Source organism: Kitasatospora sp. NPDC001159 (genome assembly GCF_053598235.1).
On record NZ_JBSFJV010000120.1, the window covers coordinates 1 to 19691 of the forward strand.

General features: G+C 71.2%; 20 protein-coding genes. 10 read left to right on the forward strand and 10 right to left on the reverse strand.

What is annotated here, in order from left to right; translation table 11 throughout:
- Positions 1-369, forward strand: a 369-nt coding sequence (locus tag ACWC9T_RS36050; protein WP_449825263.1) for a pyridoxamine 5'-phosphate oxidase family protein, incomplete at its 5' end; no start/stop codon positions are given.
- Positions 370-431: 62 nt separating this feature from the next.
- On the opposite strand, the gene ACWC9T_RS36055 is transcribed toward ACWC9T_RS36050, so the two are convergent.
- Positions 432-656, reverse strand: a complete 225-nt coding sequence (locus tag ACWC9T_RS36055; protein ID WP_449825264.1) for a hypothetical protein — start codon at positions 654-656, stop codon at positions 432-434.
- A gap of 81 nt (positions 657-737) precedes the next feature.
- Positions 738-1076 carry a GTP-binding protein gene (locus ACWC9T_RS36060; RefSeq protein ID WP_449825265.1) on the reverse strand — a complete coding sequence of 113 codons (339 nt, stop codon included), beginning with the start codon at positions 1074-1076 and terminating at the stop codon, positions 738-740.
- Positions 1077-1306: 230 nt separating this feature from the next.
- Between ACWC9T_RS36060 and ACWC9T_RS36065 the strand changes: the two genes are divergently transcribed.
- Complete coding sequence (locus tag ACWC9T_RS36065; protein WP_449825266.1) at positions 1307-2947, forward strand: CocE/NonD family hydrolase; 1641 nt, start codon at positions 1307-1309, stop codon at positions 2945-2947.
- A gap of 591 nt (positions 2948-3538) precedes the next feature.
- Here the strand turns inward: ACWC9T_RS36065 and ACWC9T_RS36070 are convergent.
- Positions 3539-3664, reverse strand: coding sequence for a hypothetical protein (locus ACWC9T_RS36070; RefSeq protein ID WP_449825267.1), 126 nt, complete (start codon positions 3662-3664; stop codon positions 3539-3541).
- 234 nt (positions 3665-3898) lie between these two features.
- Between ACWC9T_RS36070 and ACWC9T_RS36075 the strand changes: the two genes are divergently transcribed.
- On the forward strand, positions 3899-4138 hold the full coding sequence (locus tag ACWC9T_RS36075) for a hypothetical protein (RefSeq protein WP_449825268.1): 240 nt from the start codon (positions 3899-3901) through the stop codon (positions 4136-4138).
- Positions 4138-4587, forward strand: coding sequence for a hypothetical protein (locus ACWC9T_RS36080; protein ID WP_449825269.1), 450 nt, complete (start codon positions 4138-4140; stop codon positions 4585-4587). Before ACWC9T_RS36075 ends, ACWC9T_RS36080 begins: the two co-directional genes overlap by 1 nt.
- Positions 4588-4678: 91 nt before the next feature.
- On the opposite strand, the gene ACWC9T_RS36085 is transcribed toward ACWC9T_RS36080, so the two are convergent.
- Complete coding sequence (locus tag ACWC9T_RS36085) at positions 4679-5518, reverse strand: DUF4389 domain-containing protein (protein WP_449825270.1); 840 nt, start codon at positions 5516-5518, stop codon at positions 4679-4681.
- A 346-nt stretch (positions 5519-5864) separates the two neighbouring features.
- The gene (gene aspA, locus ACWC9T_RS36090) at positions 5865-7343 is read right to left on the reverse strand and encodes an aspartate ammonia-lyase (RefSeq protein WP_449825271.1); all 1479 of its coding nucleotides are present in this window, start codon (positions 7341-7343) and stop codon (positions 5865-5867) included.
- 174 nt (positions 7344-7517) lie between these two features.
- Here aspA and ACWC9T_RS36095 point away from each other — a divergent pair, with 174 nt between their 5' ends.
- The gene (locus tag ACWC9T_RS36095) at positions 7518-7967 is read left to right on the forward strand and encodes an Lrp/AsnC family transcriptional regulator (RefSeq protein ID WP_449825272.1); all 450 of its coding nucleotides are present in this window, start codon (positions 7518-7520) and stop codon (positions 7965-7967) included.
- A 319-nt stretch (positions 7968-8286) separates the two neighbouring features.
- Positions 8287-9921: a cytochrome bc1 complex cytochrome b subunit gene (gene qcrB / locus ACWC9T_RS36100; protein ID WP_449825281.1), complete on the forward strand. Its 1635-nt coding sequence runs from the start codon at positions 8287-8289 to the stop codon at positions 9919-9921.
- Here qcrB and ctaF read toward each other — a convergent pair.
- Together ctaF and ctaD are read right to left on the reverse strand one after the other, a co-directional pair.
- Positions 9881-10282, reverse strand: coding sequence for an aa3-type cytochrome oxidase subunit IV (ctaF, locus tag ACWC9T_RS36105; RefSeq protein ID WP_449825273.1), 402 nt, complete (start codon positions 10280-10282; stop codon positions 9881-9883). The genes qcrB and ctaF overlap by 41 nt on opposite strands.
- Positions 10279-11925, reverse strand: coding sequence for an aa3-type cytochrome oxidase subunit I (gene ctaD, locus ACWC9T_RS36110; protein WP_449825282.1), 1647 nt, complete (start codon positions 11923-11925; stop codon positions 10279-10281). Before ctaD ends, ctaF begins: the two co-directional genes overlap by 4 nt.
- 605 nt (positions 11926-12530) lie before the next feature.
- Between ctaD and ACWC9T_RS36115 the strand changes: the two genes are divergently transcribed.
- Complete coding sequence (locus ACWC9T_RS36115) at positions 12531-12755, forward strand: hypothetical protein (protein WP_449825274.1); 225 nt, start codon at positions 12531-12533, stop codon at positions 12753-12755.
- Here ACWC9T_RS36115 and ACWC9T_RS36120 read toward each other — a convergent pair.
- The 3 genes from ACWC9T_RS36120 to cynR form a co-directional block, all read right to left on the reverse strand.
- The gene (locus ACWC9T_RS36120; RefSeq protein ID WP_449825275.1) at positions 12742-12927 is read right to left on the reverse strand and encodes a Ku protein; all 186 of its coding nucleotides are present in this window, start codon (positions 12925-12927) and stop codon (positions 12742-12744) included. The two genes, ACWC9T_RS36115 and ACWC9T_RS36120, sit on opposite strands and share 14 nt — an antisense overlap.
- A 208-nt stretch (positions 12928-13135) precedes the next feature.
- Positions 13136-14041: a hypothetical protein gene (locus ACWC9T_RS36125; protein WP_449825276.1), complete on the reverse strand. Its 906-nt coding sequence runs from the start codon at positions 14039-14041 to the stop codon at positions 13136-13138.
- 189 nt (positions 14042-14230) lie between these two features.
- Complete coding sequence (gene cynR, locus ACWC9T_RS36130; protein ID WP_449825277.1) at positions 14231-15151, reverse strand: transcriptional regulator CynR; 921 nt, start codon at positions 15149-15151, stop codon at positions 14231-14233.
- A gap of 127 nt (positions 15152-15278) precedes the next feature.
- Between cynR and ACWC9T_RS36135 the strand changes: the two genes are divergently transcribed.
- From ACWC9T_RS36135 to ACWC9T_RS36145, 3 genes are all read left to right on the forward strand, one after another.
- The gene (locus ACWC9T_RS36135) at positions 15279-15872 is read left to right on the forward strand and encodes a carbonic anhydrase (RefSeq protein ID WP_449825278.1); all 594 of its coding nucleotides are present in this window, start codon (positions 15279-15281) and stop codon (positions 15870-15872) included.
- 113 nt (positions 15873-15985) lie between these two features.
- Positions 15986-16456 carry a cyanase gene (cynS, locus tag ACWC9T_RS36140; protein WP_449825279.1) on the forward strand — a complete coding sequence of 157 codons (471 nt, stop codon included), beginning with the start codon at positions 15986-15988 and terminating at the stop codon, positions 16454-16456.
- A 501-nt stretch (positions 16457-16957) separates the two neighbouring features.
- The gene (locus tag ACWC9T_RS36145; protein WP_449825280.1) at positions 16958-19516 is read left to right on the forward strand and encodes a collagenase; all 2559 of its coding nucleotides are present in this window, start codon (positions 16958-16960) and stop codon (positions 19514-19516) included.
- Positions 19517-19691 lie beyond the last annotated feature (175 nt).

The window sequence follows — 19691 nt, forward strand, 5'->3', positions numbered from 1 at the left end:
GGCGGCGTCGGCCGGGTGATCCTGACGGCACCGCGCGGGCTGGTGGCGCTGCCCGTCAACTACCGGGTGCTGGACGCCACCATCCTGTACCGCACCGCCGAGGACGGCACCCTGGCCCGGGCCGCCGGCACCGAAGTCGCCTTCGAGGTCGACCAGTTGGACGAGGTGTTCGCCACCGGCTGGAGCGTGCTGGTGAACGGCACCGTCTCGGTCGTCTCCGACGAGGAGGCAGTTAGCTGGTTCGAGCAGCACACCGACCCCGGCCCCTGGGCGGGCGGCGCCCGGGACACCTGGATGCGCATCCGGCCCACCGGGATCAGCGGCCGGATCATCCTCCCGGAAGGCCCCCCGATCATCGACTCCGCATAGGCAAGCGGCCTGCTCGGCCGCCTGATCCACGACCCCCGGCCGCTGCGCGTCGACGGTGACCGTCACTCCGCCGGAATTCCAGTGGCGTGGTGGTAGTAGGTGATGGAGACCTTGACCGGGCCGTCGTTCGTGGCGGTGGTGAGGGTGCGGATGACGGCGACGTCCGCCGGCGCGGCCCCCGGCGCCACCGCGAGCGCCAGGACCGACCCGACCGCGCAGTCCGCCGCCGCCACGGCGAAGTCGGACAGCTCCGACTCGACGGCCCGCGCGCTCGGCGTCGCGGGCATCGTGGTCGGTATCGCCGGCGCGGTGGCGGGCTTCGTGCTCGGCCGTCGAGGCCGCGGTTCGGATGCCTCCGTGTGAACAGGTCACGGCCGGTGCGGGACGCCCCGCACCGGCCGCACGTCCCGGCGACTCCCCGCGCCGCGGGGCAAACGTCGCCCCAGCCCCCGCCGGCCATCGCGCGCCGGGGTACGCGGTCGACGAATGCGCGTGAGCCCGCGGCCCCGCTCACCACCCTTCCTGCTGTCACCTGCGTCATCACGGGGTGTCGGAACCAGGCTCGCCCCCGCCGCGTCCCACCCGAGCAGCAGATCCGGCCGGTTGGCGAGCCAGAACCGCCCTCGGCTGCGCTGGGCGGCAGGAACGACCAGGTCGAGCGCCTCGTGGAACCGGGCCGGGTGCAGCGGGCGCCTGCGCTCCCACACCAGGGTCGCGACGCCCGCCTCGTCCTGCGGGCACGGAAGCAGGGCGAGCGGAGGTCGACGGCCGCTGCCTGTCCGAGGCAGTGGTCCGGCGCACCTGCCGTGGTGCTCCAGCCGTTCGGGAGCCGCTGGCGTTACTGGCTGGTAATTTGGCTGATCACCGCCTCCCCTGAGGCTTCGTCAGATCGTTACGCTCCGGCTGTCGATCGGTTCGAGCACAGATGGAGCACGTGATGGAACGACCCACCCCCAGCCGTGGACGCCGGACCGCGAGTGCCGTCCTCGCGGCGACGCTCGCCCTCGGCGGGGCCGCCGTCGCACAGCCCGCCGTCGCGGACTCGCCGCCCGCGGCCGCGGTGGGTGTCGGGTCGTTCCACCTGGCCGACGTCCCGGTGAAGGACGGCGTCGTCCTCAAGGCCGACGTGTTCACTCCGGCCCCCGGGACGCCGGGGGCCGATCCGCAGGGGCGCTACCCGTTGCTGGTGCAGCCGGCCAGCTGGGGGCAGAACGACCTGGAGTACGTCGCCCAGGGCCGTACGCTCGCCGCCGACGGGTACGTCGTCGTCACCTACACGGTGCGGGGCTTCTGGGGCTCCGGCGGGGAGGTCGACGTCGCCGGGCCCAAGGACGTCGCGGACATCTCCACGGTGATCGACTGGGCGCTCGCACACACCCCGGCCGACCCGGACCGGGTCGGCATGGTGGGGCTCTCGCTGGGCGGCGGTCTGACCCTGCTCGGCGCCGCCTTCGATCCGCGGATCAAGGCCGTCGCCTCGCTCAGCGGCTGGGCCGACCTCACCGACTCGCTCTACAGCGGGCAGACCCGGCACCTGCAGGCGGCGGCCGTGCTCGCCGGCATCCAGGCCCCGACCGGCCGCAAGAGCCCCGAGTTCGCACGGGTACTGGACGACCTCTTCGCCGACCGCGACCTGCCCGAGGTCATCGGCTGGGCGGACACCCGCTCCCCGGCTCGCTATCTGGACCGGATCAACGCGAACGGTACCGCCGTCCTGATGGCCAACGCCTGGGGCGACAGCTTCTTCAACCCCAGCCAGGTCACCGACTTCTACCAGCGGCTGACCGTGCCCAAGCGCCTCGAACTGCGCCCGGGCGACCACGCGAGCCAGGAGTTCACCGGACTGCTCGGACTGGACAACGCCACCTGGAACAGCGCGCGCTCGTGGCTCGACCAGTACGTCAAGGGAGCCCCGGCCGCGGACACCCGAACGCAGCCGGTCCACCTGGAGGTCCGGCCCTCCGGCGCGCCCGAGAGTCACGCCGACTGGCGGTCCGTCAGCTCCCGCACCGAGCACCTCACGGTCGGCTCCGAAACCCTCGGGGCCGGCACCCCAGGCGATCCGGCCTCCGCGAACTGGCGGACCACGGTGCTCGGCGGCACCCCCTCCGGCGCGAGCGGCGGGGTCGCCCTGCTGTCCGGGATGGTCGACCAAGTGGTGCACCGGCCACCGACCGTGGTCGTCCCACTGCTGGCCCGCTCCGCCGCCGTCGTCCGGCAGTCGCAGCCCTACCCGCAGGGCCTGTCGCTGCGCGGCGTCGCCCGGGTGCACACGACGGTCACCGCGACGGCCCCGCAGGGCACGGTCGTCGCCTACCTGTACGACGTGGATGCGCTCGGCGTCGGCCGGCTGATCTCGCACGCGCCGCAGAGCTGGTCCGGGCGGACGCCCGAACAGCCGTTCCCACTGGACGTCCCGCTCTTCGCCACGGCCTACGACCTGCCGGCGGGCCACCGCCTGGCACTTGTGCTGGGCACCCGGGACGCCCTGTACGGCGGGGAGACTCCGCTCGGCTCCCGGGTGACCTTCGGCTCGACCCCGGCCGACCCGGCCGACCTGGCGCTGCCGGTGCGCTGATCGTCCGACCGCTGCTGGGAACCCCCAAGAGCGTACGGGCCCAGGAGATTCCTGGGCCCGTGGGCCGCCGGTTGGGCCGATCTGCCGTGCCCGAGCAGGTCCACCCGCACCACCTGCAGGTCCCGCAGCGCCGGTAGGACCGGGGCCCACCACTCCGTCGAACCGCCGAGGCCGTACAGGAGCACCACCGTGGGCGCGTCGGGCGGCCCGTCCTGGACGCTGTGGAGGTCCCCCACCGGCGGCTTGAAGATCTCGCTCGACTGGACCTCGTCGACCGTCTTGCGCCCCTCGATGGGCGCGAGGTCGAACAGGTACGGCGGCTTCGCGGTCGCGGCGGCGAAGTCCGCCGCGGCCTTCTCCAGCACGGGGGTGACGGGCGCGTCATCAGGCATCTTCGTCATCTCCACGGGTGCGATTGGGGGGCGGACGAGGGCCGCGCGACCGTTCACCCACCGCCCCTGGGAGGTCGCCACTCGACCGCAGTGCCCGTCGGCACCGGTCGGATGCCGGATGCGTCGGTGCCTCGTCCGGTGCGGGTCCTTCTCCAGCAGCGGGGTACCGAGGATGGCGATGCGCGCCATGACGGCCCGTTCACAGTCCAGCCCGCCGTAGACCGGCCTTGCCGGTGACGACCAAGCCGGTGCGGACGTTGGCATTGCCGTCGAAGGTGGCCTTGACCGGGGAGACGGTGGTCTTGAGCGGGGCGATGGCGGCCACTCGTTGTCGTCGAGGTGGCGGCCGCCGGTCATTCGCCGTGGATGGAGGCCCGGTAGGCGGGGGGCGATGCGCCGAGGTACGCCCTAAACGGCCAGGCAGGGCCCGGCACGAACCGCCTCACTCCAATCGGCCAGCACCGCTCGCCCGGCCGGGGCGCCGGTGACAGCGTCGTCCATGAGCCGGCGCCGCCAGTGACCGGCCGACTGTCCCGAGAGAAGGCGAGAAGGAAGGGCCATGACCAGAGAAGGACTGCGTGTCACTGTCCAGGGCGACCTGCCCGACGGAGTGATGGAGAGGATCGGGGACTCGGTGCGACGGGCCGTCCTCGACGAGGTCGCGGAGCTCGATCTCGCGCCCCCGCTTGTTGAGGTGCCGTTCGGCGAGCACCGCTCTCCCCACGACCCGGTGGACGCGGTGGACGCGGTGATCCAGCGGCCGGGTCCGATCGGGATCGCCATGGCGCCGGAGGAGTAGTGGACGACGCCGGAACCGGTGCGGCCAGGACCGGGGCGACGTGCCCGAGCAGCCTCTGCGCTCCGGGCCACCTGCTGCTCGGCATCGTCCGGCCGGACGGGACCGTCGCCGCGCTGCGCCGCCCGCTGACGGTGGACGCCGAGTTCGCGGCCCGGGCCTCCGCTCCCGGCCTGCGTCCGCCCGAGGCGCGGTTCCGCTTCGCCGGCCCCTGTGTCGGGTCGGCCTGCGGTCAGTGGGAAGCGGACCGGTGCACGCTCGGCGACGCGCTGGCCGTCGCCGCGCAGGAGATCGGCGCGGACGACGCGGGCGGCCCGCCGCCTCCGTGCGCCGTTCGCCCGACCTGCCGCTGGTGGCAACAGGGCGGCCCGGCCGTGTGCCACGTCTGCGACCGGATCGTGCACACCTCGGAGGAGGCCGGTGAGGCCTCCTCTGTCCCCCGCCGCCCCTGACCCGGGACAGCGGGGCCCGCCGGTCTCCTCCGGCCCGCCAGTCGAGCGCAACCGGCAACCGCCCGGGTGCTGCTGGTCAGCACCTGGCTGCTCATCTGGACGGGAACAGGCCCTGAGGAACGCGGTCGGCGGGGCCCGGCACGAGGGGCGCGATGACGTGCTGGGTCGGGTTGGTGCCGTCGTCGTTGTCGTTGTCCGAGTTCACCGAGGCGGTGATCGAGCTCGTCGTCCAGGAGGCCAGGCCGAGAAGGATGAAGCCGACGAGCAGGCCGCGCCCGGCGCCGCTCAGGACCAGCGGGCGGGTGGCCGACACCGGGCCGTCCGGCTCGCTGCCCGGCTCCTCGCCGAAGAGGCGCTTGGGGTAGGCGGAGGCGAGCATCACCAGGTAGGCGGCGTAGCGCATCCGGTAGCGCAGGATCGCGGCCGTCGCCTCGTACAGCGGCCGCGGCATCCGGCCGAGGACCAGCACCACGAGCCAGATGATGAACGACACCATCCACCACCCGGCGTACACCAGGCCCTGCACGATCGAGGCCGGGACGACGAGGATGATGCGGAACAGGACGGCGAGCCGGTTCAGCTCACCAGGCCGCAACCCGACCTGCACCGGGTAGTCGGGGGTCCGGAACCGGAACGGCGGGTAGCGGTCCACGGTGAGCATCAGGTACGCGGTGACACGGGTCTCGTACGGGACGAACGCGATCAGGTAGTCCGCGACGAAGCCGGGCAGCCGACCGAGCACCAACGCGCCGAACCAGCCGATGACGGTGACGAAGAACGCCACCACCGACAGCACCCACACCACCACGAACTGGGGGATCAGCAGCAGGGCGCGCAGCAGCACCGTCCAGCGGTTCTGCGGGCCGGGCGCCGGCATGTCCAGCACCGGGAGCCACTCGCGGCTGACGGGGGCGGGGGGTGCCTGCCACATCCGGGCCTCCACGGTCTCGGGACGACGGGACCCGGCGGACGGGCGCGGGCCGGGTGCCCTCCGAAGATCGCAGCACCCCGCCCGCCCCGCGCGCTGTGCTGCGCCGGACGGGTGAGCCGACCGATGCGGTCCGGCCCGGCCGCCCCCGACCCCGCTGGGCCCCGAGGAAGACCCCAGAAGACGTTCCGGTCGTTCGAGTCAGGGGTGCCGAGGGCCTTCGTGGGCGGCGCGGGCCGAGGCGACGCCACCTGGGCTTTGCCCAAGTCAACCTGACGGCACGTCAGTCCGCCTCGCCCCCTTGCACGCCACCGGCGGAGGCGGTCCGTCGGGCGCGTCAGGCACGCCGTCAGTGGGCGGCGGCGCGGGCGTGCGGGCGTGCGAGGTTGTCCGGGTGGAGGATCTCGCCGAGTTCCGTCTCGGTGAGCAGGCCCCGGCGCAGTACCAGGTCATGGACGGAGACGCCGGTGGTCAGTGCCTCCTGGGCGATGGCGGTGGCGTTCTCGTAGCCGATGTGCGGGTTGAGGGCGGTGACCAGGCCGATCGAGTGCCCGACCAGGTGGGCGAGGTGGTCGCGGTTGGCGGTGATGCCGGCCACGCAGCGCTCGGCGAGGGTCCGGCAGCCGGCCCGCAGGTGGGTGAGGCTCTTCAGCAGGCTGTGCGCGATGACCGGTTCGAAGGCGTTGAGCTGGAGCTGGCCGGCCTCGGCGGCGAAGGTGACGGTCAGGTCGTTGCCGATCACCTCGAACGCGATCTGGTTGACCACCTCGGGGATCACCGGGTTGACCTTCCCCGGCATGATGCTCGAACCCGCCTGTACCGCACAGAGGTTGATCTCACCGAGGCCGGTGCGCGGGCCGGAGGAGAGCAGCCGCAGGTCGTTGCAGGTCTTGGAGAGCTTCACGGCGATCCGCTTGAGCACGCCGGACAGCTGGACGAACGCGCCGGCGTCCTGGGTCGCCTCGACCAGGTCTCCGGCGACGACCACGGGGATGCCGGTGATGGCGCCGAGGTGGGCGCAGGCGGTGGCCGCGTACGCGGGGTGGGCGTTGAGACCGGTGCCGATGGCGGTGCCACCGAGGTTGATCTCACGAATCAGCTCGCAGGCCTCGGCCAGTCGACCGCGGTCCTCCTCCAGCATGACCGCGAAGGCGGCGAACTCCTGACCGAGCGTCATGGGTACGGCGTCCTGGAGCTGGGTGCGGCCCATTTTGAGGACGTCCGCGAACTCCTCCGCCTTGGCGGCGAAGGCGTCCCGCAACTCGGCCATGGTGTCGAGCAGTTCGCGGGCGGCGAAGTGCAGGGCGATCTTGACCGCGGTCGGGTAGACGTCGTTGGTGCTCTGGCCGGAGTTGACGTCCTCCAGCGGGTGCAGGAAGCGGTACTCGCCCTTGGCGTGGCCGAGGATCTCCAGCGCGCGGTTGGCCACGACCTCGTTGGCGTTCATGTTGGTCGAGGTGCCCGCGCCGCCCTGGATCACGTCGACGACGAACTGGTCGTGGAACCGCCCGCCGCGGATCTCCTCGCAGGCCTGGGCGATCGCCTCGGCCTTGCGGTTCTCCAGCAGGACCAGGTCCCGGTTGGCCAGCGTGGCGGCCTGCTTGACGCAGGCCAGCGCGGTCACCAGCGACGGGTAGGCGGAGACGGGGGTGCCGGTGATGGGGAAGTTCTCCACCGCCCGCAGCGTGTGGACCCCGTAGTACGCGGAGGCCGGGACGTTCCGCTCGCCCAGCAGGTCGTGTTCGGTACGGACCTCGGGCCCGGCATCGGCATCGACGTCGGCGCCGGTGCCGACGGGCGCGGTGGGGCTGCTGGGGGCAGGCTGCATGGGGTTCCGTTCCTGGGGTTGGAGGCTCGGTGGCCACGGCGGCTTTCGGGCGCGGGCCGCCTCTCCGGGCGCGGACCGAGCGGCCATCGCATACGCAAGATTAGGCCGAATCGTCCGCAATAGGTTTGCTGATTCAGGCCCGATACGGCCCAGGATGTGGTGGATAATCGCGCCATGGACCACATCGACAGGGCAATATTGCGCGAGCTCCAGATGGACGGCCGACTGACCATCCAGCAGCTCGCCCAGCGGGTCGGTCTCACCTCCTCCCCGTGCATGCGACGCGTGCGTCAGCTCGAACAGGACGGGGTGATCGAGGGCTACCGCGCGGTCGTCAACCCGAACGCGGTCGGCCGCGGCTTCGAGGTGCTCGTCTCGGTCGAACGCGACACCCGCTCGGTCGCGGCCTTCGAGGCCGAGCTGTTGGAGATCCCGGACGTCGTCGAGGCCTACCGGCTGATGGGCAGCCCCGGCTGCCTGCTGCGCGTCGCGGTCGCCGACCTCGCGGCCTACGAGAAGCTCTGGACCGACCGGCTCACCACCCTCACCGGGGCCACCGCCGTCAACTCGCAGATCATCATGAAGCCGATCAAGCAGCCGCGCGGCCTGCCGGTCGACCGTTGAGCCGCACCCGCGGGTCAACGGAAGGAACAGGTGAGCCGGGTCAGCTCTTCTGACACCGCGGCCTCCCTCGCGGACCCCGCGGTGCTGCCCGTGGGCGTTGCTCCGATGGGGTGCTCCGGCGTCGCACGGAAAGGGGGTCGCCTCGACCTGCGCTCCCGCGGGGGCGTTTCGCACTAGGTTGCCCGATATGGACGGCAATCAGGGTTACGACAGGTCTGCGGACCGCGTGCCGGACCGCAGCTCCTGGGTGCGGACGAGTACGCCCGAACCGTCGGCCGGTGAGCGCGCCGCACGGGTCGTCGACCGGCGGCTCCCGCTCATGGAGGCGGGCAGGGAACTGCTGCGCAAGGTGTTCCCCGACCACTGGTCGTTCCTGCTGAGCGAACTGGCGCTGTACAGCTTCGTCGTCCTGCTGCTGACCGGGGTCTTCCTCACCTTCTTCTTCACCCCGAGCATGGGCGAGATCACCTACGACGGCTCCTATCTGCCGCTGCACGGCGTCCGGATGTCCGAGGCCTACGCCTCGACCCTGCGCATCAGCTTCGAGGTGCGCGGTGGCCTGCTGGTCCGCCAGATCCACCACTGGGCCGCGCTGCTGTTCGTCGCCGCGATCTGCGTGCACCTGCTGCGGGTGTTCTTCACCGGCGCGTTCCGCCGCCCGCGCGAGCTGAACTGGGTGATCGGGGTGACGCTGTTCAACCTCGCGCTGCTGGAGGGGTTCTCCGGCTACTCGCTGCCGGACGACACCCTGTCGGGCACCGGGCTCAAGATCGCCGCAGGCGTCCTGCTCTCCGTGCCGGTCATCGGCACCTACCTCAGCTTCTTCGCCTTCGGCGGTGAGTTCCCCGGGCACGCGATCATTCCGCGGCTCTTCTCCATGCACATCCTCCTGGTGCCCGGCCTGCTGCTGGCGCTGATCGGGGCGCACCTGACCCTGGTGGTCGTGCTGAAGCACACCCAGTGGGCGGCGCCGGGCCGGACCAACCGGAACGTGGTGGGGCTGCCCTTCTTCCCGCAGTTCCTGGCCCGCACGATCGGCCTGGCGTTCACGGTGGCCGGTGTGCTGGCCCTGTCCGCCCTGCTCGCGGAGATCAACCCGATCTGGCGGTACAGCGCCTACCGGCCCGACATCGCCGGGGCGGGCGCGCAGCCCGACTGGTACATCGGGTTCATCGAGGGGGCACTCCGGCTGATGCCCGCCGCGGAGACCGGGGTGCTGGGGCACACGGTGTCGTGGAGCGCGTTCCTTCCCGCCCTGGTGGTGCCCGGTCTGCTGTTCGGGGCGCTGTTCGTCTACCCCTTCGTCGAGCGGTGGATCACCCCGGGCGATGGGGAGCACCACCTGTGCGACCGGCCGCGCGACAAGCCGGCCCGCACGGCGCTGGGGGTCGCCGGGATCGCCTTCTACGCGGTGCTGCTGATCGCCGGCGGCAACGACGTGATCGCGTACACCTTCGGCGTCTCGGTCAACGCCCTCACCTGGGTGCTGCGGGCGGCGCTGATCCTGATGCCGCCGTTCTCCTTCGTGCTCACCCGGCGGCTCTGCCTCGCCCTGCAGGCCAGGGACCGCGCCCGGCTGCTGGAAGGGGACGAGACCGGCCGGATCGACCAGTCGATCGACGGTGGTTTCAGCGGGAACCGCCGACCGGTGCCGGCGGCCGAGCGCTACGCGATGCTGGTGCGCGACGCGCCGCTGCCGCCGCAGCCGTCGGCGGGTGCGCCGCGAACGGAGCGGGTGCGGGCCGCGCTCGGCTCCTGGTACTACGGCGACCGGGTCGCCCTGCCCACCCTGGAGCAGGAGGAGGGCCTCGTCGAGGCCGTCCTCACCGCCCCGGCCCACCCTCAGCCCGCGACGGCGCCCGCGGCCCCCCGGCCCGGCCGGCTGGGCCGGCTGGGCCGGCTGCTCCGGAGGGTCAGGCCCCGCCGTCGTCGTGGTCCCGGTACTGGAAGATGAAGCCGAACACGGCGAGTGCGAGCACCAGTGCGCCGAAGACGATCAGCCACCGGGCGAAGACCAGTCCGAGCGCGAAGACCGCCAGGCCCGCCGCCGTGAGCACGGGATAGCCGCTGCGGGCCGGGAAGAAGCCCACCGGGCCGGCGGTCTGCGCGATCTCGGCGTCCTTGCGGTCCTGGGCCCGGCCGCCGCCGCGCCGCTGGTGCTGGATGAACCAGAACAGCGCGACCAGTCCCGACATCAGGAAGGCCACGGTCAGGATCGCCTTGCCAGCCGGTTCGCGGGCCCAGAACCCGTAGATGAGTCCGGTCACCGCGAAGAACGCCGTCATGACGGCGAACAGCCATCCCTCGGCCTTCATCGCCCTTTCCCCCGTCCGTCCCGGCGGTCGTACGGCAGGTCGGCTCCGCCTCCCGACTCCGCCTCCGTCGGGACCTCAGGGTGGTGCAGGTCGAACGCCGGGGACTCGGAGCGGATCCGGGGCAGCGCGTGGAAGTTGTGGTGCGGCGGAGGACTGGAGGTGGCCCATTCGAGTGACCGGCCCCAGCCCCACGGGTCGTCCTGGGTGATCCGGGCACCGTGCCGGGTGGTCGTCCAGACGTTGTAGAAGAACGGCAGGTTGGAGATCCCGAGCAGGAACGCGCCGATCGAGGCGACCACGTTGAGGGTGGTGAAGCCGTCCACGTCCAGGTACGTCGCGTAGCGGCGCGGCATCCCCTGGGCGCCCAGCCAGTGCATCACCAGGAAGGTGGTCTGGAACCCCGTGAAGAGGATCCAGAAGTGCACCTTCCCCAACCGCTCGTCGAGCATCTTCCCGGTCAGCTTCGGCCACCAGAAGTAGAAGCCCGCGAAGGTCGCGAACACGACCGTCCCGAACAGGACGTAGTGGAGGTGGGCCACCACGAAGTAGCTGTCGGTGACGTGGAAGTCCACCGGCGGCGCGGCCAGCAGCACCCCGCTCAGGCCGCCGAACAGGAAGGTCACCAGGAACCCGATCGACCACAGCATCGGGGTCTCGAAGGACAGCGAGCCCTGCCACATCGTCCCGATCCAGTTGAAGAACTTCACCCCGGTGGGCACCGCGATCAGGAAGGACATCATCGAGAAGAACGGCAGCAGCACCTGCCCGGTGGCGAACATGTGGTGGGCCCACACCGACATCGACAGGGAGGTGATGGCGATGGTCGCACCGATCATCCCGTAGTAGCCGAACAGCGGCTTGCGGCTGAAGACCGGGAGGATCTCGCTGACGATGCCGAAGAACGGCACCGCGACGATGTACACCTCCGGGTGGCCGAAGAACCAGAACAGGTGCTGCCAGAGCAGCGCCCCGCCGTTCGCCGGATCGAAGGCGTGCGCGCCGAACTTGCGGTCCGCCTCCAGCAGCAGCAGGGCGGCGGTGAGCACGGGGAAGGCCAGCAGCACCATGATCGACGTGAACAGCACGTTCCAGGTGAAGATCGGCATCCGGAACAGGGTCATGCCCGGCGCCCGCAGGCAGGTGATCGTGGTGATGAAGTTGACCGAGCCCAGGATCGTCCCGAGACCGGCCACCACCAGTCCGAGCGCCCACAGGTCCGGGCCCGTCCCCGGCGAGTGCGCCGCCCCGTTCAGCGGCGCGTAGGCGAACCAGCCGAAGGCGGGAGCCCCGTACGCGGTGAGGAAGCCGCTCAGCACGATCAGCCCGCCCAGCAGGAAGGCCCAGTAGGTGAAGGCGTTCAGCCGGGGGAAGGCCACGTCGGGTGCACCGATCTGCAGCGGCATGATCGCGTTGGCGAAGCCGGCGAAGGTCGGGGTGGCGAACAGCAGCAGCATGATCGTGCCGTGCATGGTGAACATCTGATTGTACTGCTGATTCGACAGGAACCCGGTGTCGGGGCCCATCAGCTGTGTCCGCATCAGCAGCGCCATGAGGCCGCCGACCAGGAAGAACCCGAAAGCCGTCGCCAGGTAGAGGTTTCCGATCACCTTGTGGTCCGTGGTGAACAGCCAGCGCAGCAGCATCCCGCCACGCCGGACGCGGACCTGTACGCGCGACGGCGCGGTGTCAGACGCACTCATGAAACCTCCGCAGCGAAGCCGATGACGCACCCCCGGGCCCGTCGTCCGCCACGGAGTACGCGGCTTCGCGCGCCGGGAGCGACCCTAGCCGCGGCCGACCGGCGCGCCGGGACGCCACGCTGCGCGATCGCGGTCGCCGTTGCCCGGGGTCCGCCGTCCGAGTGCGGATCCTCCCGACCCGGACACGCACTGGTGCGGGGCGCCCGTCCGTCGCCTCCGGCGCACCACTGGCAGAACCGGGGGATGAAGAATCGAGGGCGCGCACCTGGACGAGCTGCGCGACGCCGAACACCACGAGGCCGCCGGCCACCTGCCGACCTCGCCGCCCCCGCGAGGGTCGGGCCGGCGTCAGCCGGATGGCGCAGTTGCTTGCCCGCGATCACGTGGTAGCGACTGACCCGCCCCCGGGCGCTCACGGGTGAGGCAACCGGCTTCTTCCAGGTCGGCGACGGACTCCTTCACCATGCTCGTCCGGGCCTCCTCACGTGGCCGGCCGTGCTGTCGCGGGGTTGCATGGGGTGACCTAGCCCCGAGACCCGGAGGTCGCCGTGTACGAGATGTGGGCTGAGCACGACCTGGCGGTGTCACCGCCCGGACTGGTGTGGCACGTGGTGGCCAAGGACAACGCCACGGCGTCGCTGTGCGGTCGCGCCCTCGAACCCTCGCAGCGGGTGGTTCCGACCGACAGCGGTACCGGCCCTGCGCTGCCGGACCGGTACTGCGACCCCTGCCTGGTCACTGTCCGTGAGGTGATCTCCGCTACCGATCTCTGACGCGACGGTTGAGGCCTGTCCGCGCGTCCACCCGCTTGTTGCGGACCCGGTCAGAGGTGCCGCACCGAAGCTGGTGGAAGTGAACCGAGTGGTCCTCGGTCGCCGTGTAGAGGGCCACGGGCACGGTCACCAGACCGGCGGTGAGCAAACCCGTCCGCACCGGTCCGGCCATCACCGTCTCCTTCCGCGGTCAAGTTCCGCGGTCTCCTTCCCCGCAGGGGTTCCCGGGCGCCGGCACCCGGGAACCCCTGCGGGGATCCGTGTGGCGCCCGGAAGCCGCGACGACGCCGGGACGGCGTGATCGACATCCGCGCCGGTCCAGGGGGCGCGCCACAGCGGCTCAAGGCCGGCGCCACGCCCTGGGGGCCTTCGGCTACGCCTCAGGCCAGGGCCTTGGACTGCCAGTACACGAACTGCTGGAGCGGGTCGCCGTCGAGCGACCACGGCCAGGCGGTGACGGTGTCGCCGATCCGGCGGAAGGTGTCACCGGCCTCGCGCACGCGACCGGCCTGGACCAGGGCGTAGGCGAGGAGGTTGAGGTCGGCCAGGGCCGCCGCGTGGCGCAGGCGGCCCTCGCGGGGCCAGGTGGCCAGTGCGGTGTCCAGCGCGCCGGCGGCCCGGATGTGCGTCCACTGGCGGCGGGCCATCAGCGCCTCGACGCCGCCCTTCGCCGTCGTGCGGGCGTACTCGTCGACCAGAGCGATCAGCTCGACGCCCACGACCGGTGCGGCCGGCGGCACCGAGGCGCGGAGCGTGTCCACGAAGTCCAGCTGACTACTGCGCGAGCCGCACTCCTCCGGCGACAGGTAGCGCAGCATCTGCAGGCAGGCCTCGCGGTTCCAGGAGTCGCGCGCGGTCACCTCGGCCCAGACGGCGAACAGCTCGCGCGACTCGGCCCGCATCAGGCGCAGGATCCCGAGCAGCACCACCCAGGGCGCCGGATCGGCGGGAACGGCGTCGGCGGCGTGGTAGCAACACTCGGCGGCCGCCCAGGCGTCCGCCATGCCCCCGGCCTGCCGGCCGCGGACCAGCTCGACCCACGCTTCGAAGACCAGCGGGTCCGCGCTGCGCGGGCGGCGCCTACGCCAGGACCGGGCGAACGTCGACGGCGCGGCGGCCTCGGCGAGCACGGCGAAGCGGTGCCCGCGACGGTCCCAGTCGGTACCGGCCTCCTGGAGCAGCCGCTCGACCTGGTCGACCTGGATGTCGTCCGGCCCCAGCCGCCCGACGGAATTCAATTGTCGCCGCACGCGGCCGAGTTGGACGTCATCGAGTTCCGTCCGCACGCGCGGACCGGAAGTGCGGAGTCTTCGGAATATCGACACGCGCCGCAGCGTAGGACCCGGGGGGAAATTCCGAAAGCCCTCGAGAGCGAATTGTTATTCAAAGGCGCACGGGCCGGCGCACTGATCTTCATGAGAAAAATGATTTCGCGTCAGTAGAAAAGAGAAAAAGGCCCGCCACCGCCCGCGCGTTCAGGTGGCGGGCGGATATCCGCGGGTGCGCACCAGGTCGCAGGTGAGGCGGGTGAACGCACGCGCGGCGGCGCTTTCGTACGCGTCGGCCCGCCGCAGGAGCGTGACGACCCGGGTGGGAAGGGCGGGGTCGAGCGGGACGGGGGTGAGGCGCGGGTGGTCGTGGGTGACGGCGTCCGGCAGGACGGTGGCGAGCGGCGTGCGCTGGACCACCTCGGTGAGGGCCTGGATGGAGTTGGCCTCGACAGCGATACGCGGGCTGACGCCGTACTGTTCGAGATAGGCGTCGATATGACCGCGGGTGGCGAAGTCGACACTGAGAAGGGCCAGTTGACAATCGGCGAGTTCTCGCACCGGCAGCGGGCCGGCGAGGTCGGCACGCTCGGCGGCGGTGTGGTGGGGGCCGGTGACCAGCGTGAGCGCCTCCGCGAACAGGGCACTGGCGGTGATACCGGGCAGGTGGGGGCCCCGGAAGGCGATGCCGAGCTCGAACTCGTCGGCCAGCAGGCCGGTTTCGATGCGCTCCTGGGTCGTCTCCCGCACGGTCAGGGTGATGCCGGGGTGGCGGGCGTGGAGTTCGGCGGTGAGCGGTCCCACGAGGTACGCCGTGAACGTGGGGGTGACCGCCAGCCGCAGTTGCCCGCGCGAGAGGTCCTGTACGTCGTGGACGGCCCGCTCGGCGGCGGCCAGGTCGCGCAGCGCGCTGCGCGCGTGGCGGGCGTACGCCTCGCCGGCGTCGGTGAGGCGCACGGTGCGGCCGGTGCGGTCCAGCAGCTGGACGCCGAGGGTCCGTTCGAGCTGCTTGACCTGCTGGGACAGCGTGGGCTGGGAGATGCGCAGCTCCTCGGCCGCGCGGGTGAAGTTGCCGTGCTCGGCGACGGCGAGCAGGTAGCGCAGGTGACGCAGTTCCGGGGAGGCCATGACGACAACTATAGATGAGATCAATGACAACTATGGATGACACGTCTTGGACGCTATGGATGCAGGTCATGCACAGTGGATCTCGCCAGGCCCCACGGGCCGGGCCGCCACGAAAGGGAGTGACCCCGTGCATGACCTCGCCAAGGGCGTCGCGCGTTTCCAGCAGGACGTCTTCCCGGCCAGGAAGGAGCTCTTCGCCCATCTGGCCACCCACCACACCCCCCGCACGCTGTTCATCGGCTGCTCCGACGCCCGCGTCGTCCCCGAGCTGATCACCGGGTGCGAGCCCGGCGAGCTGTTCGTCATCCGTACGGCCGGCAACCTCGTCCCCGTTCACACCCCCGGTGCCGACGGCGTCGCGGCGAGCGTCGAGTACGCCGTCGCCGCGCTGGGCGTGCGGGACATCGTCGTCTGCGGGCACTCCGCGTGCGGCGCGATGACCGCCCTCGCCCACGGCCACGACCTGAGCGGCGCACCCGCGGTCGCCGACTGGCTGCGGCTCGCCGAGGCCTCGGTGGCCCGTACCGCCACCACCGCGGACGTGCCGGCCCTGGTACGGCAGAACGTGCTGGCCCAGCTGGCGAACCTGGCCACCCACCCGTCCGTCGCCCGCGCCCTGGCGGAGCAGAAGGTCACCATGCGCGGCTGGGTCTTCGACATCGCCAGCGGCCACGTCGAGGAACTCCGGACCGTCGGCGCCACCGCGCCGGTCGCCGCCTGACCTCAACACCCTTGCCAGCCAGTCCCGTTCAGAACGGATGGCGCCCCGCCCCCCTGAACCCGCCCACTTCGCGCACCCGAAGCGTGAAGGGGCACACCGTAAAGGAACCACCCATGGTGCACGCCCAGTTCGACCCCGCCGCCCGCCAGGCGCTGGCCGCCACCGCGGTCGAGGCCAAGACGCGCAAGGACCTCACCTGGCAGCAGATCGCCGACGCCGCAGGCCTGTCGGTCGCCTTCACCACCGCCGCCGTGCTCGGCCAGCACCCCCTTCCGGAGGGTTCCGCCAAGGCGGTCGCCGAGCTGCTGGGCCTCGACGAGGACGCGGCGATGCTCCTGCAGACCATCCCCACCCGCGGTTCGATCCCCGGCGGCATCCCCACCGACCCGACGCTCTACCGCTTCCACGAGATGCTCCAGGTCTACGGCACCACCCTCAAGGCCCTGGTCCACGAGCAGTTCGGCGACGGCATCATCTCCGCGATCAACTTCAAGCTCGACGTGAGGAAGGTCGCCGACCCCGAGGGCGGCGAGCGCGCCGTCATCACCCTGGACGGCAAGTACCTGCCGACCAAGCCCTTCTGATCCATGCCCACGGCGGTGCGGCCCGCGACCGTTCCGCCGTGGGTTGGCTCCAGCGCCCGCACCCCTGCTCGCGGTGGAGCAGCTCCTCGATCACCGTCGCAGCCTTCCGGACCCGGACGGTCTTTCCGGGGCCGTCCGGTAGAAGGTGTGGATCGAGCAGAAGGAACAGCGGCGGGCGCAGCCACGGCTGGCCAGCAATGGAACCGCCGGAAATCCGACGCTCCGCTCCGGCTCGTACGGCCGGTACGGGAAGGGCAGCGAGTCGAGGTCCTGGATGAGCGGACGGGTGGGGCTCTCGGTCACCCTTCCGCCGGACAGGAAGGCGAGACCGGGGGTGGGGCGCGTTGCCGGCCTTCTGCCCGCGCGACACCTCTTGCGATGACATATAACCTGTGACATTGTTCTGAGCCTCAATCCGGTGACAGGTCTCACGTCAACTTCCCCCTCCGCCTCCTGGCTGACGCCCCGTTACCGCCCCCACCTCAGGACAAGGACACCGCAGTGCGTCTGCGCCAATCCCTTCCGCTCCTGGTGGCCGCCGCCCTCGCCGGCTCCGCCACCCTGCTCCCGACCCCCGCACTCGCCGCGTCCGCGGCACCCGTGGCCGCCTCGCCGGCGGCGGCCACCCCGGCGGCTTCCTCCACCGCCACCGCACCGAAGCCGTTCGGGCCCGAGGTCTCCGCGTCGTCCACCGAGGACATGGGCCGCACCGCCGCACCGCTGGCGCCGGCGCTGCTCGGCCAGGCGCTCCAGCCGGCCGGGACCACCGTCCAGACCGCCCCGCATCCGAACGCCCCGACGGCGGCCAAGCACGCACTGACCGCGCAGGCCCCGGCCGTACCCAGCTGTACGCCCGCCGACTTCGGCTCCCGCAGCGGCGCCGACCTGGTCTCCTTCGTCCAGGGGTCGACCACGGACTGCGTCAAGACGCTGTACAACGTCACCGGCACCGACGCGCGCGACATCTTCAAGCAGTCCCAGATGCTCACAGTCGCCAACGCCTTCCAGACCCAGGCGGCGAGCTACACCGGCGACAACTCCGCCGACATCCTGCAGCTCGTGCTCTTCCTGCGCGCCGGCTACTACGTCCAGTCCAACAACGCGGGCGCCGTCGGCCCCTACGACGCCACGCTCACCGCCGCCGTCAAGGCCGGCCTCGACGCCTTCTTCGCGAGCGCGCACCGAACGGACGTCAGCGACGCCAACGGCCCGATACTCAGCGAGGTGCTGGTCCTCACCGACAGCGCCAACATCCAGGCCCAGTACCTGAACGTCTACAAGCAGCTCCTGGACGGCTACGACAACGGCTACAACGCGTTCCCGAAAATGGTCAGCGCCGTCAACGCCGTGCTGTGGGCGCCGCTGTGGCGGGCCAACTGGAACCCCGCCTACGTCAGCGCCGTCACGGCCGACCCGAGCGTCATCACCACGCTCGCGAACTTCGCACAGAACCACAAGGACCTGCTCACCACCCCCAACGCCTTCCTCGACGTCAACGCCGGCAACGACCTCGCCCGCACCGCCGGCGACGGCGGCAGCGTCGAGACCTTCGCCAAGCCCCTGGTCAAGCAGGTGCTCGACACCACCCCGGTCTCCGGCGCCGTCGGCAAGCTGTACGTGTACACCGCTTACAACGCCAACCAGTACGACAACGCGCAGTGCTCCTACTACGGCACCTGCGACCTGCCGGGCAAGCTCACCGCCGCCGTCCTGCCCGACACCCTGGTCTGCGACAACCGCACCATACGCGCCGAGGCCCTCTCCCCCGCCGACCTGGCCACGGTCTGCGCCAGCCTGCGCGGCGAGGACAGCTTCTTCCACGACCTCGTCAAGGACAACGGCCCCGTCCCCGGCCAGTACGGCAAGACCATCACCCTCGCCGTGTTCTCCAACCGGGACGACTACCTCACCTACTCCTGGGCCATCTACGGCAACTCAACCGACAACGGCGGCCAGACCGTCATGGACGTCACCGACCCCAACAACCAGCCCGTGTCCGTGATGTACCAGAAGGCGTGGAACGACGGCTTCCCCGCCAACGTGTGGAACCTCAACCACGAGTACACGCACTACCTCGACAACATCTACGACATGAAGGGCAACTTCACCACGGAGACCTCCGTCCCGGACATCTGGTGGATCGAGGGCGTCGCCGAGTACGAGTCCTACGCCTACCGCGGCACCACCGACACCCAGGCGATGACCGAGGCCGCCACGCACCGGTACAAGCTCAGCACCGTCTTCCAGAACACCTACGGCAACTCGGACACGGTGCGCACCTACCCGTGGGGCTACCTCGCCGTGCGGTACATGATCGAGAAGCACCCGGCCGACGTCTACGCGATGCTCAACCACTTCCGCACCGGCGACTACCAGGGCGGCTACGCGGCCTACAACAACCTCGGTACCTCGTACGACGCCGACTTCGACACCTGGCTGAACGCCTGCGCCGCCGGCGCCTGCTACGCCGACGGCCCCACCGCCCTGTTCGGCCAGTCCGTCGACGGCGCCACCGTCACCCTGACCGACAAGTCGGTCGAGACCAACTCCCGGGCTTCGCTGGCCTCCTGGCACTGGACCTTCGGCGACGGCGCCAGCTCCGACGAGCGGAACCCGGTCCACAGCTACGCCAGCCCCGGCACCTACACCGTCGTCCTGACCGTCACCGACAGCGCCGGCAGGTCCGCCAGCACCCCGTCGTCGGTCACCGTCACCACCGGCGCCGCCCTGCCGACGTGCAACGACCCGCGCACCGACGCGCTCGGCCAGAACTGCTCCCGCCCGAACCAGGCCCGCACCGCCGGCAACCTCGACTACTTCTACGTCTACCTGCCGGCCGGCACCACCACCCTGAAGGTCTCCACCTCCGGCGGCACCGGCAACGCCGCCCTCTACTACAACCAGGACACCTGGGCCTCCCCCACCGCCTACACCGCCTCCTCCACCAACCCCGGCACCGCACAGACGCTCACCGTCACCAACCCCGCGGCCGGCTACCGGTACATCAGCCTGTACGCCAACACGGACTTCAGCGGGGTGACCGTCAGCACCCAGTACTGACGCACTACCTGCGCTCGGGACCCACTCCGCTTCGGGCGGGGTGGGTCCCGTGCGTCCGCGTGACGCCCCTTTCGGGCGGCTGGTCGGCCGGACACCCAAAGGGGGTGGGCCCGGCGGCTGGGGACTCGCAGGCGGTGATGATGGCGTCGTAGCCCTCGCGCATCGCCTTGGTGGA

What these genes read in the sequence shown, in the direction of transcription:
- ACWC9T_RS36095 (WP_449825272.1), top strand. Translation starts at nt 7,518, where the DNA reads ATGGACCACATCGACAGGGCAATATTGCGCGAGCTCCAGATGGACGGC.
- ACWC9T_RS36085 (WP_449825270.1), bottom strand. Translation starts at nt 5,518, where the DNA reads ATGTGGCAGGCACCCCCCGCCCCCGTCAGCCGCGAGTGGCTCCCGGTG.
- cynS (WP_449825279.1), top strand. Translation starts at nt 15,986, where the DNA reads ATGGTGCACGCCCAGTTCGACCCCGCCGCCCGCCAGGCGCTGGCCGCC.
- ACWC9T_RS36055 (WP_449825264.1), bottom strand. Translation starts at nt 656, where the DNA reads ATGCCCGCGACGCCGAGCGCGCGGGCCGTCGAGTCGGAGCTGTCCGAC.
- ACWC9T_RS36075 (WP_449825268.1), top strand. Translation starts at nt 3,899, where the DNA reads ATGACCAGAGAAGGACTGCGTGTCACTGTCCAGGGCGACCTGCCCGAC.
- qcrB (WP_449825281.1), top strand. Translation starts at nt 8,287, where the DNA reads ATGGAGGCGGGCAGGGAACTGCTGCGCAAGGTGTTCCCCGACCACTGG.
- ctaF (WP_449825273.1), bottom strand. Translation starts at nt 10,282, where the DNA reads ATGAAGGCCGAGGGATGGCTGTTCGCCGTCATGACGGCGTTCTTCGCG.
- aspA (WP_449825271.1), bottom strand. Translation starts at nt 7,343, where the DNA reads ATGCAGCCTGCCCCCAGCAGCCCCACCGCGCCCGTCGGCACCGGCGCC.
- ACWC9T_RS36065 (WP_449825266.1), top strand. Translation starts at nt 1,307, where the DNA reads ATGGAACGACCCACCCCCAGCCGTGGACGCCGGACCGCGAGTGCCGTC.
- ctaD (WP_449825282.1), bottom strand. Translation starts at nt 11,925, where the DNA reads ATGCTGCTGCGCTGGCTGTTCACCACGGACCACAAGGTGATCGGAAAC.
- cynR (WP_449825277.1), bottom strand. Translation starts at nt 15,151, where the DNA reads ATGGCCTCCCCGGAACTGCGTCACCTGCGCTACCTGCTCGCCGTCGCC.
- ACWC9T_RS36120 (WP_449825275.1), bottom strand. Translation starts at nt 12,927, where the DNA reads ATGGCCGGACCGGTGCGGACGGGTTTGCTCACCGCCGGTCTGGTGACC.